Source organism: Kosakonia sp. Marseille-Q7440 (assembly GCF_965119485.1).
Genome location: NZ_CBCPLT010000002.1, coordinates 63,129 through 80,411 on the forward strand (window position 1 = coordinate 63,129; position 17,283 = coordinate 80,411).

Sequence of the window (17,283 nt, forward strand, 5' to 3'; positions counted from 1 at the left end):
GACGGCGTTTAGTTCGAACGGCGACGTGCTAACGCCACCCCAGCTCCGGTTAACGCACCGACAATTCCCCACATAATCATCAGGAAAGCACGACGCGGGCTGTCGCGTTTCACCGGCTCTTCCGGTGTACGCAGATATCGATAGGTCTGAAAACGCGGATCCAGCGTCGGGCCGACGTTGAGAGTATTCAGCATCGCCCGGTTTTGATCATAGTCCAGATCGTATTGCGGCCCCACCGCCTGCAGGTTTTCCAGACGTGCCTGCAGCATCGGGCGACCAAGCATAAAGAGTTCAGAATCCGGCAGTTCATCTGTCGGAATATCGGTCACATTGCGCGAGATATTGTTTTGCTCAGCGATTTTCAGCGCCTGCTCAACATTGTGGACGCGCCGTTTGTAGATAGCTTTCGCCACCTCTTCCTGACGTTTCACCTGCGCTTTCATCTGAATAGTACGCGCAGCCCATGCACCTTTCAGTTCATCATTCAGATGGCTGGCGGCGCGCTGGCTGGCGAAAGCAATGTATTGACGCAGCAGATTGTTCGCGTCCGGCGCGGTTTCGGCGATCAGCTTGACGTTGTCATTCTGGTTGCGCACGGCATCACCTGGCGTGTACTGGATATTGTTGATGAGGTCGTCAAGCATCGCGGCATCCGCTTTGCTGTTGCCGACACGGCGCTGCTTGTAATAGTCGGTTTGCGACCAGAAATCACGACGCGTGTCCCAGGCAGCAAGCTGCATGATGAACTCTTTATACGCCTCATCCATGACAGAAACTTGCTCTACTGGCGCAAGGTTCGCTTTAACATCCAGGTTGCGCAGAAATTGCTGCTGAGAGTAGTAACCGCCAAGCATGTTGACGGTTGGGCGGTCGGTAACAGCGGTGGCTCCCCACTCCTGGGGAGCAAAAAAGGTCCAGACCAGCGCCAGCAAAGAGAAGAGCAGCGCTACGCCAGCAATCCAAAATTTTCCTGCCCACAAAGTACGAAACAAACCCCGAATATCCAGTTCATTTTCCGTAACAGCTGAAGGTGTTTCCGACGCTTGTTGAATCATCGCTTTCCCGATTTTACTTGGTTAGTGTTGATTTTTGACCTCTGCTACGGCGCATTCTGCGTTTGATCCGTTTGATAAAACGCGCCACTTTCCATGCGCGCTTAATACAGTAGCCATACAGAAAGAATGCTAGCAAGAATAATGCCAACATCACCCATTCAGGGACCAAATGAAGATATTCCGCAGTCACGCCAATCGTTGCCAGCAGCGCAGCGGCAAGCGTAATGAGAACGAATGCCTGACGAGAGGTAAAGCCAGCGCGCATGATCAGATGGTGAATATGTTGGCGATCGGGAGAGAAAGGACTCATGCCTTTGCGCAGGCGACGGTACATAATCGCCACCATATCCATCAGCGGAATGGCGATTATCCACAGCGCCGTCACCGGGCTAATAGGGTGAGTTTTGCCCTGCGTAGTTTCCAGTAAAATCCAAATCACGGTAAAGCCGATGAGCGTACTCCCGGCATCACCCATAAAGACTTTGTAGCGACGCCCAAGCGCGCCCAGGTTAAGCAGAATGTAGGGCAAGATGGCGGCAATCATGGCGAAACACCACAGCGCGAGGCTTGATTGACCATCGAACCACAGAATGAAGCCAATCGCGGCAAACGATACGCAGGAGAGCCCGCCAAGCAAGCCGTCGATACCGTCGACCATATTAAAGGCGTTGATCGCGGCCCACACGGCAAAGAGCGTAAGCAGGTAACCGAACGGGCCGAGCACCATCTCCCATGAGCCGAAGATGTAGCCAAGGCTGCTGAGATAGAGTTTACCGACCACCATCATCACGACGGCGACAAGGGCCTGAACAGAAGCACGGAATTTAACGCTGATGTCGAAGCGATCGTCCAGCGCGCCAATTAAAACCAGCGCGCCGGCGCAAAGAAGATAGAGAGCGGCGTGAGGAATATAATAATTTGTGATCCCAAAGGTAAAGCAGATGCCCGCATAGACCGAGATGCCACCAACCAGCGGTATCAATCCCTGGTGACGCTTACGGAAGTTGGGCTTGTCAACCAGACCGATCCGTTTTGCTACTTTGCGCGCAACAAATAAGAAAAGCATAGTAAACAAAAAAATACTGAATAATTCAGTAAAAGCAGTGAGTAGATTCACAATGCATGCTCTCAGCTAATGTTTATCCTAACAGTATAACGACAGAGCTATGGCCCATAAAAGGAGAAAGCGAGCCTTACGCTGATATTATTTTTTTCTTTTAAACCAGCAGATATTTTGAAGATCAATAACCTATCCGGTCCCGCCAGCTCTGGATAATGCCTGGTCCAGTGCATATAGCGTATAGCCCACCAATGAAAAACGCCACGTAAAAACGTGGCGCTTCGGGGGTTTATTTAAATTAAGAGCGCTTCATCATGTCGAAGAACTCATCATTGGTCTTCGTCATGGCCAGCTTGTTGATGAGGAACTCCATCGCGTCAATCTCACCCATCGGGTGAATGATTTTGCGCAGGATCCACATTTTCTGCAGCTCTTCCTGCGTGGTGAGCAGCTCTTCTTTACGGGTACCGGAGCGGTTGTAATCAATCGCCGGGAAGACGCGTTTTTCCGCGATTTTACGTGAGAGGTGCAGCTCCATGTTACCGGTGCCTTTAAACTCTTCGTAAATCACTTCATCCATCTTCGAACCGGTATCGATAAGCGCAGTGGCGATGATGGTCAGGCTACCGCCCTCTTCCACGTTACGCGCAGCACCGAAGAAGCGCTTCGGACGGTGCAGGGCGTTCGCATCCACACCACCGGTCAACACTTTACCGGAAGCCGGAACAACGGTGTTGTACGCACGCGCCAGACGGGTGATGGAGTCGAGAAGGATAATGACATCTTTCTTATGCTCAACCAGGCGTTTCGCTTTTTCAATAACCATCTCAGCAACCTGCACATGGCGGGAAGCCGGTTCGTCGAAGGTTGACGCAACCACTTCTCCTTTCACCAGGCGCTGCATTTCCGTCACTTCTTCCGGACGTTCATCAATCAGCAGCACCATCAGCACGCAGTCAGGATGGTTGTAAGCGATGCTCTGCGCGATGTTCTGCAACAGCATAGTTTTACCGGCTTTCGGCGGTGCCACAATCAGACCACGCTGACCACGACCGATCGGCGAAGCCAGATCGAGAACGCGTGCAGTTAAATCTTCAGTAGAGCCGTTACCGCGTTCCATACGCAGACGAGAGTTCGCATGCAGCGGCGTTAAGTTCTCAAACAGAATCTTATTGCGCGCATTTTCCGGTTTATCGTAGTTCACCTCGTTAACTTTCAGCAGTGCAAAGTAACGTTCACCTTCTTTAGGTGGGCGAATCTTACCTGAAATGGTGTCACCGGTGCGGAGGTTGAAACGGCGGATTTGGCTGGGGGATACGTAGATGTCGTCGGGACCGGCAAGGTAGGAGCTGTCTGCGGAGCGGAGGAAACCAAATCCATCCTGCAGAATCTCCAGCACACCGTCGCCGAAGATATCTTCGCCACTCTTTGCGTGCTGCTTCAGGATGGCGAAAATGATGTCCTGTTTGCGCATACGGGCCAGGTTTTCCAGCCCCATATTTTCGCCGAGAGTGATAAGCTCAGAAACCGGCGTATTCTTTAATTCGGTAAGATTCATAATGGTGTGGGTTCTTAAACTCGGGGTGATACTCGAACTTAATGTTGTGAATGGTATGGCAGGGTCATCCATGCCTGTTAGCGGCCATCAACTCATGTCTAATCGGTGCCTGGTCACAGGAGAGTACGCAGAACTGAAACGATAAGACGGAATGAGCGACAAGCCCGGAATCTGTCTACTTCTCAACGCGGCTGAGATGCTCAGCGGGAAGTATTGGGGTAATGCAAGGTTCAAACAACTATAGATATGTTTAGAACGAAGTCAAAACTAAATTAGCACGGCTGGGGTCGGGCGTCCAGCAATCCTGGCAATTTAGGAGAGCTGGCCGCACCGATGCGAGTCTGGAATTACGCCAGGTTAGCGTCCAGGAACTCTTTCAACTGACCTTTGGACAGTGCGCCCACTTTGGTCGCCGCCACTTCGCCGTTTTTGAACAGCAGCAGGGTCGGGATGCCACGGATACCATACTTCGGCGCGGTGCCTGGGTTCTGGTCGATGTTCAGTTTCGCAATGGTCAACTTGCCTTCGTACTCATTAGCGATCTCATCCAGAATCGGGGCGATCATTTTGCACGGTCCACACCACTCTGCCCAGAAATCAACGAGCACGAGCCCGTCCGCTTTGAGTACATCCGTGTCAAAACTATCGTCAGTCAGGTGAATAATTTTATCGCTCATATATAACTCCACAGGAATAAGCCTGGCATGTTGGTGTAGCATAAAACAGCAACGTGTTGATGCCACAATAGCCAACTAAAGGTTGACTTTATTTCACCGGATACGCTTTCGTAAAGCAATAGTAAGCTGATATTCTACCACACTATGAGCAAAACACATTTAACAGAACAGAAGTTTTCCGACTTCGCCCTGCACCCAAAAGTGATAGAAGCCCTTGAAACTAAAGGCTTTCATAATTGCACGCCTATTCAGGCTCTCGCCCTTCCGCTGACGCTGGCGGGTCGTGATGTTGCAGGTCAGGCGCAAACCGGTACCGGTAAAACGATGGCGTTTTTAACGTCAACGTTTCATTATCTCCTCTCTCACCCTGCAATCGAAGACCGTAAAGTTAACCAGCCGCGCGCGATTATCATGGCGCCGACACGTGAACTTGCGGTGCAAATTCACGCCGATGCAGAGCCGCTGGCACAGTCGACAGGGCTGAAGCTGGGTCTGGCTTATGGCGGTGATGGCTACGACAAACAGCTGAAAGTGCTGGAAAGCGGCGTCGATATTCTTATCGGCACCACGGGTCGTATGATCGATTACACCAAACAGAACCATATTAACCTGGGCGCGATTCAGGTCGTGGTGCTGGACGAAGCCGATCGCATGTACGATCTGGGCTTTATTAAAGATATCCGCTGGCTGTTCCGCCGTATGCCGGCAACCGATCAGCGCCTCAATATGCTCTTCTCCGCTACGCTCTCCTACCGCGTGCGTGAACTGGCATTCGAGCAGATGAACAACGCAGAATATGTTGAAGTGGAACCGGAACAGAAAACCGGCCACCGCATTAAAGAAGAGCTTTTCTACCCGTCTAACGACGAGAAAATGCGTCTGCTGCAGACCCTGATTGAAGAAGAGTGGCCGGATCGCGCCATTGTTTTCGCCAATACCAAACACCGCTGTGAACAGATCTGGGGCAGCCTGGCCGCCGATGGTCATCGCGTTGGCCTGCTGACGGGCGACGTGGCGCAGAAGAAACGCCTGCGTATCCTGGATGAGTTCACCCGTGGCGATCTCGATATCCTGGTTGCGACCGACGTCGCAGCGCGTGGCCTGCACATTCCGGCTGTAACGCACGTCTTTAACTACGATCTGCCGGATGATTGCGAAGATTACGTTCACCGTATCGGCCGTACCGGTCGCGCGGGTGCCAGCGGTAACTCGATCAGCCTTGCGTGCGAAGAGTACGCGCTGAACCTGCCGGCAATTGAGACCTACATTGGTCACTCTATCCCGGTCAGCAAATATAACCCGGATGCGCTGCTCAGCGAGCTGCCGCCGCCGAAGCGCTTAACGCGTTCTCGCCCGGCTAATGGTCCGCGCCGTAGTGGTGGTGGCGCGCCGCGTAATCGTCGTCGTTCAGGTTAATTACTATGCTCGGTTCCGCCTCGCTCTACGCAGCTATTGATCTCGGTTCCAACAGTTTTCATATGCTGGTTGTGCGCGAGGTGGCTGGCAGTATCCAGACTCTGTCGCGTATTAAACGCAAAGTCCGCCTCGCGGCGGGCCTGAGCCAGGACAATCGCCTCTCTCAGGAGGCGATGGAACGCGGCTGGCAGTGTCTGCGCCTCTTTTCCGAACGTCTGCAAGATATCCCGCAACAGCAGATCCGCGTGGTGGCGACCGCCACGCTGCGTCTGGCCGTTAATGCGCATGAGTTTCTCGACAAAGCGCAGGAGATCCTCGGCTGTCCGGTACAGGTGATCAGCGGCGAAGAAGAAGCCCGTCTGATTTACCAGGGCGTTGCCCACACTACCGGCGGCGCGGATCAGCGCCTGGTGGTCGATATTGGCGGCGCAAGCACAGAACTTGTGACCGGCACCGGGGCGCAAACTACCTCGCTGTTCAGCCTGTCGATGGGCTGCGTCACCTGGCTTGAGCGCTATTTCACCGATCGTCATCTGGCGCAGGAGAATTTCGACACCGCAGAGCAGGCGGCGCGTGAAGTGCTGCGTCCGGTCGCGGATGAGCTTCGCCGCCACGGCTGGAAAGTGTGTGTCGGCGCGTCCGGCACCGTGCAGGCGCTGCAAGAGATTATGATGGCGCAGGGCATGGATGAGCGCATCACCCTTGCCAAACTCCAGCAGCTTAAGCAGCGCGCGATCCAGTGCGGGCGGCTTGAAGAGCTGGAGATCGAAGGGCTGACGCTTGAGCGCGCGCTGGTCTTTCCCAGCGGCCTCGCCATTCTGATCGCCATTTTCACTGAAATGAATATTGAGAGCATGACTCTCGCCGGCGGTGCGCTGCGCGAAGGACTGGTTTACGGCATGCTTCATCTGGCGGTCGATCAGGATATTCGCAGCCGTACCCTGCGCAACATTCAGCGCCGGTTTATGGTGGATATCGATCAGTCGAGACGGGTCTCAATGCTGGCGGAGCGATTCGCGCAAAGTGTTTCGACAAGCTGGGATTTAGACGCTTACAGCACTGAAATCCTGCATGTCGCCTGCGAACTGCACGAAATCGGCTTAAGCATTGAGTTTAAGCAGGCACCGCTTCATGCCGCCTGGCTGGTGCGTAACCTCGATTTGCCGGGCTTTACCCCCGCGCAGAAAAAGCTGCTCGCCACGCTGCTGCTTAACCAGACCAATGCGGTCGATCTCTCCTCTTTGCACCAGCAAAATGCTGTTCCGCCGCGCGTGGCGGAGCATCTCTGCCGCTTGCTGCGGCTGGCGATTATTTTCGCCAGCCGTCGTCGTGATGATTTGCTGCCGGAAATCTCCGTCACCGCGCAGGGTGAACAACTCACGCTGGCGCTGCCGCAGGGCTGGCTGGCGAGCCATCCGCTGGGCGCAGAACTGATCGATCAGGAGAGCCAGTGGCAAAGCTACGTTCACTGGGCGCTGATTATTCGCTAAGAGCTTGAATCTATTGCCGCGAAGCCCTTTCGCGGCGATAAATCGATTACCCTACCTCACCTTTTTTGCCAGCGTAACGCTGAACAATCCCCAGCCATCTACCCGCTGAGTCACTTTGGCAAAACCGGCACGCTTCACCATCTGATCGATCTCGCGCTGGGTGCGCCGACGCAGTAACCAGAAAGCTCCTTTTTGGTGGCTGGGCAATACGCGCGCCATCAGCGCCAGTTTTGGGTTCCACAGCTTGGTCGTATAAACCAGATATCCCCCTTTCTTCACCGCATTAGCGAGGCCATTGAGCGATGCCAGCACCAGGTTGTTGTCGCTGAAGAGCTCATAGAGCCCTGACACCACCGCCAAAGTACGATCGGCAGGCAAGGTCGCGAGATCGGCAGACGAAAAAGCGTCACCCTGCTCGAAGCGCGCGCGCTCATTTAACTCTCGCTGTAGCAGGAGACGGTTCCCCTCTTCCACGTTGGCAGCATCAAAATCGCGCAGCAGAAGATGTTCTACCGGAGGCTCTATTTTTTCGATCGCATCGAGAATATAGCGCCCCTTGCCGGCAGCGATATCCAACAGGCGCACCGTCTGATCCTGCTGCGCAAGCAGCGACGCTGCCATCGCGATCAGCGCTTCAACATGTTGTTTGCGTTGTCGCGTACAGCGCCAGCCAAGCGTATTGAGGTAGTAGCGATCAACTGCTCTGCCCGCAGCGCCTCTACCCGTCGGTTGATTTTGGTAGACATACTCCAGCGAAGCGCCGGAGTCGAAGCCGGTTTCCAGCCCTAGCCGAATCCCTGATGAGAAGTGCCCCATGGCGCGCAGCGCAAGATTCGCCAGCCTCCAGTAGCCGCGCCGTAACAGAACTTTTTCCGGCATACGTAGCCTCTCATACTCCTCCCATGTTGCGCCCTGCTGCCAGGAATCAAATAGCGAAGGCACCGGGTGATGTTGAGAGAAATGCAGCCGCAAAAAGGTGCGTGTCTGGGCCAGCACGCTCTTATCCCATAGCTGTCCTGGGCAGCCGAAGCCGCTATCCGGCATCATTAACACCGTTTTTGTGCTGCTACCGAGATTAGCGTAAAAGGTCATCAGCGTACCCGCAGCGGCTCTGCGATCGCTTTGCGTGAGCACAAGCTGCGTCGGCGTCGGCCAGGCAAAGAGGCTGCGAAAAATACGTTGGCTGGTATAGCGCAGATCGCGCAGCGTGTTCCATGCCTTTGGCTTTGTAAGTAGTTCGAATAAGAGATCGCGTTTTCGCAGTAAAAACCGCGGTGAGAAGAGCGTAACGGAGCGGATGTCCGGGGCATAATCGACCATCCAGGCGGCAATAATCACGGCGCACTCCCGGTGCGCAACCAGGGCAACATCCTGCGTTCGTAGCCCGTGCTGCGCGGTTATATGCTCAATAAACTGCTGAAAATAATAACTTTGTAGCGAGAGCGCCGATGAGCCATCGGTCGTCTCTGCATCGAGTTTGCCGGGCGCAAAATCGACAGCGAAAAAGGTACACTCCGGCAACCCGAGCGCGGCTATTTTCTCTTTGAGATCCACGTTGTGATACAACAGCACGATGGCCGCCGCAGGTCCATTTTGCGAGCGCGCCGGAAAGAGCTGGTAAGGTATTTGCTGATTGTCATGGCTGACAAAGTGCTGCATCTGGCTGGTCTGCGTCATCATCACTCTTCCGCATGTTATCGCTGATCCCCAACGCGCGTCAGGCATCAGCGAGAGTAGAACGTTATCCTCGGGCACCTGCGCGAATACGCTGCCCGATCTTCTCTAACAAACGCGGTTCCCACTCGTTGTCCCAGCGTTCGACCAGTGATTTACGGCGAGCCAGGATCTCCGGCTCTCGGGCATTGAATCCTTCGACAATGTATTTCTTCGCCATCTGCTCACGATACTGGTAGGCCACGCTGTTAGTGATCTGCTCAACGGTGAGTTGCTGGTTAAGCATTCTGGCGACATGCAGGGTCGAAAGCAGAACCTGGCTGGCAAGCAGGTTGCGGCTGTGGACATGTTGATCGACTAAGGCGCGGGTCCAGACTTTCTCCTGATAAATGGTTTCGAACGCTTCGATCGAAACGCAGCAGTGCTCCATCTCTTCGGTGTAGTGATAGCCCAGTAAATAGAGCACGCCGAGGTTGCCAGAGAGATTACTCACCAGTTCAAAGCGGCCGTTTTCAAACAGGTTTTCAAAGAAAGAGAGCCCGGTCATGCACACCTGGCTTTCAAATATCGCGATGCTGCGTACCGCCTCTTTAAAAAATGCACCATCGGCTTTTTTGCCGTTGGCCTTATCACGCTCGATGCCGCCGATAATCGGCTCGGCCATCTCTTTATAAGCACCGTACAGAAAATCATAAACGCGGGGATGGAACTTCTCCCGGACCGGCGGAGCGATGCTCTTGGTAATAAAGTTATTGAGTTTCCGGTGTGCCGCCGCGTGCCTTTTTTCCTGCGTCACAAACAGGGCGAAGCGCTCATCCTTTTGCGGCGACTCCGGAATAAACTCATCGTAGTAATCACCAATGCGCTCTCCGTAGAATTCGAAAAACTCCAGCACATAGGATGTGCCAAGACCAATAAGCGAAGAGACGGGGTCGGGGTTCCACAGATAATTAAAATTCTCGTTCAACTCCATCACGCCATACACTTCTTGCGGTACCGCTCTTAATTTAAGATCCATACTCTTTTCCTCTTCATTTGAACGTCCTGATCAAATGGACAAGCCGCCGTCGATAACAAAGGTCTGTCCGGTAATATGTTTCCCGCCCCTACCGAGCAGAAAAGCAACCATGAGTGCCACATCTTCGGGCTGACCCAGCTTTCTGAGCGGGGTCATTTTGACAAGCTGCGAAACGGCTTTTTCCGGGAGCGCCGAAAGCATGTCGGTCTTCACCGGACCCGGCGCGATACAGTTCACGCGAATATTAAAATTCCCCACTTCCCGGGCCAGCGTTTTGGTAAAGCCATACTGCGCGGATTTTGATGCTGAATAGTTCGCCTGGCCAATATTGCCGCGTAAGCCAGCAACCGAATTAATATTGATAATGCAGCCATCTCTCTGCATTAACATCTCATTAAGCAAACAGTGATTGAGATAAAAGAGCGAGTTGAGGTTGGTATTAATTACATCCAGCCAGTCATCGAGGCTCATGGTAAAACTGAGCGCATCTTTGGTAATCCCGGCATTATTAATAATGGCGTAGGGGGTGCCATGATTTTTACGTAATATTTCGCTGAGCGCCTTCACCGATTCAACGCTCGAGACATCACAGGGGTAGCACCAGCAAACCTCGTGATCAACGTTGAGTGAATGCATCAGCACGGCCGCAAGCGCGCTATTATTTTTATAGGTGAAAACAACGTGATAATCTTGCCGCACCAGCTCTTTGACAATAGCAGCCCCGATGCCACGGCTGCCTGCCGTGACTAAAACCCATTTTTTATTACCCATTTTGTTAATCCTTTAACTTTCCTGCGTGCGATCGTAGACCCTGGTTAAACAATCGATAGAGGACTGGAAAATAATCTCATCATTCTCCAGTACATGAATAGTAAAGGTGTTGTAAGCAGAGTCCTGATCGATATAGATATCTTTATCTTCGATCAGATACCTGAGATCGGAATAACTTAATTCGCCTCCGGTAATTAACCGCTGGTGGATAAATATCTTATTCGCTACATGGTATGTCGTAATATTCTCTAGAGAATGAAATTTAGCTATTTTCTCAGCCTGCTTTTTGAAATAGTCATCTTTCCGTTGATTAAAAGAAATTGAAAACAGCAGGGTATCAAACATGACCCATTGATGGGTGATATGTGGATAACAGAGTCGCAATTGTTCAAGATGCGTCTGGATAGTTTGCTCGCTCACTGCCGCAGGATAGGCGCATATGGGGCGATCCGGCGGCTTTTGCGGCAAAACCGCCGCCGTAATAGAGCTATTCGGATCATCACCCACTTTAACCGCGACACTTCTCTTCCCGCACTCACACTTTATGCTCATCTGAACATCGGTATCGATCGGCACCGGCTTTTTAATATAAAAATTGAGCACAGAGGTTTGGTCGAGGCTATCCGCCAGCAGTAGCTTTGCATCAAGCAAAGGGAGCATGCCCTGCACGATAATATCTTTCAGGCCATTTTTTATCGCAAAGTCTCTATCAAAGTGAACACGATTGCGATCGCCGGAAAATTGCGCCCACCGCTCGATATCCTGCGCGCCATAGCGTCTTATCATGCGGAGAACCTCTTCAGTACCAGGCAGCTGTTTGCCCCACCAAAGCCGTAATTCACGTTGATGACATGATCTAATTTTTGACCGAAAAGATGGTTATTAGGGACGTAGTTGAGATCGCACTTCGGGTCCGGGCGCTGAAGATTTATCGTCGCCGGGATCATCCTGTCGGCCATACTTTTCAGGCAGAAGATCGTTTCCGCCCCGCCAGCCGCGGCAATAAGATGCCCCGTATAGGATTTGGTGCTGGAAACCGGAATAGCATGCGCGCGCTCGCCAAATACCTCTTTTAGCACCAGCGTTTCGTTGTAATCATTCATCGGCGTCGAAGTACCGTGAGCATTGATATAGTCAATGTCCTCAACCCCAAGCCCGGCATACGCCATCGCCCGCTGGATGGTGGTTACTCTGCCAATAAGATCCGGCGCAGGCGCCGTGAGATTGACGTAAGCATCGCTGTGATTCGCATAGCCCACCACTTCACCATAAATAGTCGCATTACGCGCCAGCGCATCTTCCAGCCGCTCAAGACAGACGGTCGCGGCACCCTCGGAGAGGATGAACCCGCTTCTGTCGAGACTGAAAGGACAGCAGGCCTTAACAACATCTTGCTGCTCTTTCGACAAGGCACCAAGAATGTCGACAGACCAGACGGTAAAAGGCTGCATCAGGCTCTCGCCGCCGCCGGCAATCATCATCCGTGCTTTTCCACTTTTAATAATTTCATAGGCATCGCCGATGGCGATATTGCCCGTGGCACAGGCGGCAACCGGGCTATTTTGATAGCCCCTGAGCTTCCAGTTGACGGTGATAAGTGAGGTGCCAATGCTCGGCATCGAGTGAAAACAGCTATGCGCCGATGCGGCCAGCGAGTGGGGATCGGAATAGGCATAATAGTTGATGGTTGAGCAATCAAACCCCGCCCAGCCGGTACCAAAGATGACGCCGCAGTCGCACGGATCGTAGTGGGAAAAGATATCCTGCTCGTTACCAAAGGCCATGGTGATGGCTTCATCCGCGGCAATCAGGCCGAGCTCGGCAAAACGCGGGGCGTTTTTAAGGACTTTTCTCGAGAAGCGAGAGAGATTTAGGGGAGAATTAACCCGTCCGAAGAATTTAGCGCCGACGCCTTTTCCCGGATCGTCCCATATTTCATAGCCTGTTTTTTTATCGCGTATCGCTTGCCATATTTGCTCGCTATTCTCGCCTAATGAGCAAATGGCACCATAGCCTGTAATAACAACGCGTTGTCCGTGATCTGCACCAGCATCCATTCTATTCCCCCCGAAGAGCGTTTTTTTGCAAATAGCCGATTAAATCGCCGTATGTTTCAGGCTGCGACTGCGCTAATGCATTCAAATCGATATCAATGCCAAGCACCTTTTTCGCTTCGACTTTGATAGTCACAAAGTCAAGGCTAATCAGCTCCAGTGCTTCGATGGGGGTATCGTGATTAAGCTCTGCGGTATCATAATCCGTTAGCTTATCAATTAATGACCGAAGAAAGTGATCGAGATTTTCGCTCATATTTATATCCTTATAAACATGTTTAGACAGTAAATATAAATAACTGATATACAGCAAAGATGTGACATAAATTAAACTACAAGCGCCATTTGATAATGTCAAAGATTATGCAAGATATATCTCTGCATTTAATAAGAGTGCGAAGAGAGTCACGATTAATAGCGAAGAGAATTAGACATGCAATAAATATGCTTTAATAGAAAACAAAATTCTGAATAATATTTAAGGAAATAAAAACAGAAGCTTCCCGATAATTACTTTGGAAGCTTCCGCTTATTTTATTGGCCCTTCGCTTTTGCCAGCATGGCGCGAATATTGGCAACGTTGGCCTGGCCTTTATGCATCCGCTCTTCAGCGCTGATAACTTTACGCTCCTGCTCCCAAATAAGATCGTCCTGCGGCAGTTCGAGCAAGAAGCGGCTCGGCTCCGGGCGCACCAGCTCGCCATACTGGCGACGCTCTTTGCACAGGGTAAATATCAGCTCTTTTTGCGCGCGGGTAATGCCCACATAAGCCAGACGTCGCTCTTCATCGACGTTGTCCTCATCAATACTGCTCTGGTGCGGCAGCAGCCCCTCCTCCATGCCAACTAAAAAGACATAGGGGAATTCCAGGCCTTTGGAAGCGTGCAGGGTCATTAACTGCACCTGATCCGATTCATCATCGCTTTCGCCGCGCTCCATCATATCGCGCAGGGTAAAGCGCGTGACCACTTCGGCCAGCGTCATCGCTTCATCCAGCTCGCTACCTTCGAGCATTTCGGTCATCCAGCCAAACAGCGTATTGACGTTTTTCATCCGCATTTCAGCGGCTTTCGGGCTGGGCGAGGTTTCAAATAGCCAGGATTCGTAATCAATGCCGTGAATCAAATCGCGCACCGCCGCGATCGGCTCACGCTCTGCCAGGCGCTGGATCTCGCCGAGCCATTGGGTGAAGCGCGTTAACGCTTCATAACCGCGCCCGGTTAGCGTCTGGTTAAGGCCGACATCAAAGCTGGCGGCAAACAGGCTCTTATTGCGCACCATCGCCCACTCGCCCAGCTTTTGCAGCGTGGCGGAACCAATCTCGCGCTTCGGCGTATTAACGATGCGCAGAAAAGCGCTGTCATCATCGCTATTGGTAAGCACGCGCAGGTAAGCGAGCAGATCCTTAATTTCCGGGCGTGAGAAGAACGACGTGCCGCCGGAAATTTTGTAAGGAATACGGTTCTGCATCAGGAATTTTTCAAACACGCGCGACTGGTGGTTGCCGCGATAGAGGATCGCATAATCCTTATATTGCGTTTTATTGATGAAGTGATGGGCGATCAGCTCGCCGGTCACGCGCTCGGCCTCATGCTCTTCATGGTTGGCGCTGAGGACTTTTAACTCGGTGCCGTAGCCCAGTTCCGAAAAGAGCCGCTTTTCAAAAACGTGCGGGTTATTGGCAATAAGGATGTTGGCCGCTTTCAGAATGCGCCCGGAAGAGCGGTAGTTCTGCTCCAGCTTCACTACCTGCAACGCAGGGAAATCCTGGCTTAGCAGAACAAGGTTTTGCGGTCGCGCGCCGCGCCAGGAGTAGATCGACTGATCGTCATCCCCCACCACCGTAAAGCGCGCGCGCTGGCCCACCAGCAGTTTTACCAGCTCATACTGGCTGGTGTTAGTGTCCTGATACTCATCCACCAGCAGGTAGCGGATCTTGTTCTGCCAGCGCTCGCGCACCTCTTCATTGCGCTGTAACAGCAGCGTCGGGAGCAAAATCAGATCGTCAAAGTCGAGAACGTTACACGCCTTCATATGTGCGTCGTACAGACCATAGCAGTGCGCGAAAATGCGATCCCGCTCGCCCGCTGCCTGCGCGGCAGCCTGCTGTGGCGTCAGCAGATCGTTTTTCCAGTTGGAGATCGTCGAGATCAGCTGTTGCAGCACAACCTTATCGTCATCGATCACCCCTTCGGTAAGATCTTTGAGCAGCGCCACCTGATCGGTATCGTCAAACAGCGAGAAGTTGGCTTTCATGCCAAGCGCAGCATATTCGCGCTTGATGATGGTCAGGCCCAGCGTATGGAAGGTGGAGATCATCAAGCCACGCGCCTCTTTGCGACCCAACGTCTGCGCCACGCGCTCTTTCATTTCGCGCGCCGCTTTGTTGGTAAAGGTGACGGCGGCAATATGCTTCGCCTGATAGCCGCAGCCGCGGATCAGGTGGGCGATCTTATTGGTGATCACGCGTGTTTTACCGGATCCCGCGCCTGCAAGCACCAGGCAAGGTCCGGTGACAAATTCGACGGCTTGTTGTTGTCCGGGGTTTAAACGCATAAAGAAACATCACTCAATGAAAGTCAGGGAAAATATACCGATTCGGCAAGGCGACGACGGGCCAACAAAGAGGCAGGCTGAAGGCCGAAGTGTATAAAGGCGTGGTAGTATAGCCAGCCTCAATAACCTCACTCAAGGCACGATCATGGCAAAAACTGCAGCAGCACTGCATATCCTTGTTAAAGAAGAGAAACTGGCGCTGGACCTGCTGGAGCAGATCAAAAACGGCGGCGATTTCGAGAAGCTGGCGAAAAAGCACTCTATCTGCCCGTCAGGCAAAAAGGGCGGTCACTTAGGTGAATTCCGCCAGGGCCAGATGGTTCCGGCGTTCGATAAAGTGGTCTTCTCCTGCCCGGTGCTGGAGCCAACCGGCCCGCTGCACACCCAGTTCGGTTACCACATCATCAAAGTGCTGTACCGCAACTAATAAAAAAGCCCGGTAGCATTTACCGGGCTTCTGTTACTGTTCTGCGAAAATCAACCTGCGACGGCGATACGCTTCATATCTTTCATATATCCACGCAGTTTGTGACCCACTTTCTCAATCTCATGGCTGCGAATCGCTTCGTTCACATCGCGCAGCTGCGCGTTATCAACCGCACCTTCAGCAATCGCTTTGCCCAGATCGCCGGTCTGCAGCGTGGTCATAAACTCCTTCAGCAGCGGCACACAGGCATATGAGAAGAGGTAGTTACCGTACTCAGCGGTATCGGAGATCACCACGTTCATTTCGTACAGACGCTTACGCGCGATGGTATTGGCGATCAGCGGCAGCTCGTGCAGAGACTCGTAATACGCCGACTCTTCGATGATGCCGGAAGCGACCATGGTTTCGAATGCCAGCTCAACGCCCGCTTTCACCATCGCGATCATCAGCACGCCTTTGTCGAAGTACTCCTGCTCGCTGATTTTGCCTTCATACTGCGGCGCGGTTTCAAAGGCGGTTTTACCGGTCTCTTCACGCCAGGTCAGCAGTTTCTTATCGTCGTTCGCCCAGTCAGCCATCATGCCGGAGGAGAATTCGCCGGAGATGATGTCATCCATATGCTTCTGGAACAGCGGTGCCATAATGCCTTTCAGCTGCTCGGAGAGCGCGTAAGCGCGCAGTTTCGCCGGGTTAGAGAGGCGGTCCATCATCAGCGTGATACCGCCCTGCTTCAGCGCTTCGGTGATGGTCTCCCAGCCGAACTGAATCAGTTTTTCCGCATAGGCCGGATCGGTACCTTCAGCCACCAGCTTGTCAAAGCAGAGCAGCGAACCCGCCTGCAGCATGCCGCAGAGGATAGTCTGCTCGCCCATCAGGTCAGATTTCACTTCGGCAACGAAGGAGGATTCCAGCACGCCAGCGCGATGACCGCCGGTCGCTGCGGCCCAGGCTTTGGCAATTGCCATGCCTTCGCCTTTCGGATCGTTTTCCGGGTGAACCGCGATCAGCGTCGGCACGCCAAAACCACGCTTATACTCTTCACGCACTTCGGTTCCCGGACACTTCGGTGCCACCATTACTACGGTGATATCTTTACGGATCTGCTCGCCCACTTCGACGATGTTGAAACCGTGGGAGTAACCGAGCGCCGCGCCATCTTTCATCAGCGGCTGAACCGTACGCACAACGTCAGAGTGCTGTTTGTCCGGCGTCAGGTTTACCACCAGATCCGCCTGCGGGATCAGCTCTTCGTAAGTGCCGACTTTAAAACCGTTTTCAGTCGCTTTACGCCAGGAGGCGCGCTTCTCGGCGATCGCTTCCGCACGCAGGGCGTAAGCGATATCCAGACCGGAGTCACGCATATTCAGCCCCTGGTTGAGACCCTGTGCGCCACAGCCGACGATGACCACTTTTTTACCCTGAAGGTAGCTTGCGCCATCAGCAAATTCTTCACGCGTCATAAAGCGACATTTGCCCAGCTGCGCCAGCTGCTGGCGCAGGTTCAGTGTATTAAAGTAGTTAGCCATG

Annotated in this window: 16 protein-coding genes; 3 read left to right on the forward strand and 13 right to left on the reverse strand. The window is 52.9% G+C overall.

Annotation, left to right across the window (positions count from 1 at the left end; genetic code table 11):
- Positions 1 to 8: 8 nt before the first annotated feature.
- The 5 genes from wzzE to trxA all read right to left on the reverse strand — a co-directional run bounded on the left by wzzE (position 9) and on the right by trxA (position 4,350).
- Complete coding sequence (wzzE, locus tag ACWPW2_RS14170; RefSeq protein WP_454123749.1) at positions 9 to 1,055, reverse strand: ECA polysaccharide chain length modulation protein; 1,047 nt, start codon at positions 1,053 to 1,055, stop codon at positions 9 to 11.
- A gap of 13 nt (positions 1,056 to 1,068) precedes the next feature.
- Positions 1,069 to 2,172 (reverse strand): UDP-N-acetylglucosamine--undecaprenyl-phosphate N-acetylglucosaminephosphotransferase, encoded by a 1,104-nt coding sequence (wecA, locus tag ACWPW2_RS14175; protein ID WP_023479557.1) that lies wholly within the window; start codon positions 2,170 to 2,172, stop codon positions 1,069 to 1,071.
- A gap of 241 nt (positions 2,173 to 2,413) precedes the next feature.
- Positions 2,414 to 3,673 (reverse strand): transcription termination factor Rho, encoded by a 1,260-nt coding sequence (gene rho, locus ACWPW2_RS14180; protein WP_023479599.1) that lies wholly within the window; start codon positions 3,671 to 3,673, stop codon positions 2,414 to 2,416.
- A gap of 87 nt (positions 3,674 to 3,760) precedes the next feature.
- Positions 3,761 to 3,859 (reverse strand): rho operon leader peptide, encoded by a 99-nt coding sequence (locus ACWPW2_RS14185; RefSeq protein ID WP_124971653.1) that lies wholly within the window; start codon positions 3,857 to 3,859, stop codon positions 3,761 to 3,763.
- 161 nt (positions 3,860 to 4,020) lie between these two features.
- The gene (trxA, locus tag ACWPW2_RS14190) at positions 4,021 to 4,350 is read right to left on the reverse strand and encodes a thioredoxin TrxA (RefSeq protein ID WP_023479590.1); all 330 of its coding nucleotides are present in this window, start codon (positions 4,348 to 4,350) and stop codon (positions 4,021 to 4,023) included.
- A gap of 144 nt (positions 4,351 to 4,494) precedes the next feature.
- On the opposite strand from trxA, the gene rhlB reads away from it, so the two are divergent.
- Positions 4,495 to 5,766, forward strand: a complete 1,272-nt coding sequence (gene rhlB / locus ACWPW2_RS14195; protein ID WP_023479570.1) for an ATP-dependent RNA helicase RhlB — start codon at positions 4,495 to 4,497, stop codon at positions 5,764 to 5,766.
- Between the two features lie 5 nt (positions 5,767 to 5,771).
- Positions 5,772 to 7,256, forward strand: a complete 1,485-nt coding sequence (gene ppx, locus ACWPW2_RS14200; protein WP_454123753.1) for an exopolyphosphatase — start codon at positions 5,772 to 5,774, stop codon at positions 7,254 to 7,256.
- A gap of 51 nt (positions 7,257 to 7,307) precedes the next feature.
- On the opposite strand, the gene ACWPW2_RS14205 is transcribed toward ppx, so the two are convergent.
- From ACWPW2_RS14205 to rep, 7 genes are all read right to left on the reverse strand, one after another.
- Positions 7,308 to 8,936, reverse strand: coding sequence for a class I SAM-dependent methyltransferase family protein (locus tag ACWPW2_RS14205; protein ID WP_454123755.1), 1,629 nt, complete (start codon positions 8,934 to 8,936; stop codon positions 7,308 to 7,310).
- A gap of 61 nt (positions 8,937 to 8,997) precedes the next feature.
- Complete coding sequence (locus ACWPW2_RS14210; RefSeq protein WP_454123757.1) at positions 8,998 to 9,948, reverse strand: hypothetical protein; 951 nt, start codon at positions 9,946 to 9,948, stop codon at positions 8,998 to 9,000.
- Positions 9,949 to 9,978: 30 nt separating this feature from the next.
- On the reverse strand, positions 9,979 to 10,719 hold the full coding sequence (gene fabG / locus ACWPW2_RS14215) for a 3-oxoacyl-ACP reductase FabG (protein WP_023479582.1): 741 nt from the start codon (positions 10,717 to 10,719) through the stop codon (positions 9,979 to 9,981).
- A gap of 12 nt (positions 10,720 to 10,731) precedes the next feature.
- Positions 10,732 to 11,505, reverse strand: coding sequence for a MaoC/PaaZ C-terminal domain-containing protein (locus ACWPW2_RS14220; protein ID WP_454123759.1), 774 nt, complete (start codon positions 11,503 to 11,505; stop codon positions 10,732 to 10,734).
- Positions 11,502 to 12,776, reverse strand: coding sequence for a beta-ketoacyl-[acyl-carrier-protein] synthase family protein (locus ACWPW2_RS14225; RefSeq protein ID WP_454123761.1), 1,275 nt, complete (start codon positions 12,774 to 12,776; stop codon positions 11,502 to 11,504). Before ACWPW2_RS14225 ends, ACWPW2_RS14220 begins: the two co-directional genes overlap by 4 nt.
- Position 12,777: 1 nt before the next feature.
- Positions 12,778 to 13,029, reverse strand: a complete 252-nt coding sequence (locus ACWPW2_RS14230) for a phosphopantetheine-binding protein (protein WP_454123763.1) — start codon at positions 13,027 to 13,029, stop codon at positions 12,778 to 12,780.
- Positions 13,030 to 13,307: 278 nt separating this feature from the next.
- The gene (gene rep / locus ACWPW2_RS14235; protein ID WP_277174521.1) at positions 13,308 to 15,329 is read right to left on the reverse strand and encodes a DNA helicase Rep; all 2,022 of its coding nucleotides are present in this window, start codon (positions 15,327 to 15,329) and stop codon (positions 13,308 to 13,310) included.
- A gap of 145 nt (positions 15,330 to 15,474) precedes the next feature.
- On the opposite strand from rep, the gene ppiC reads away from it, so the two are divergent.
- Complete coding sequence (gene ppiC, locus ACWPW2_RS14240; RefSeq protein WP_001140255.1) at positions 15,475 to 15,756, forward strand: peptidylprolyl isomerase PpiC; 282 nt, start codon at positions 15,475 to 15,477, stop codon at positions 15,754 to 15,756.
- A gap of 50 nt (positions 15,757 to 15,806) precedes the next feature.
- On the opposite strand, the gene ilvC is transcribed toward ppiC, so the two are convergent.
- On the reverse strand, positions 15,807 to 17,282 hold the full coding sequence (gene ilvC / locus ACWPW2_RS14245) for a ketol-acid reductoisomerase (RefSeq protein ID WP_023479616.1): 1,476 nt from the start codon (positions 17,280 to 17,282) through the stop codon (positions 15,807 to 15,809).
- Position 17,283: the final 1 nt, after the last annotated feature.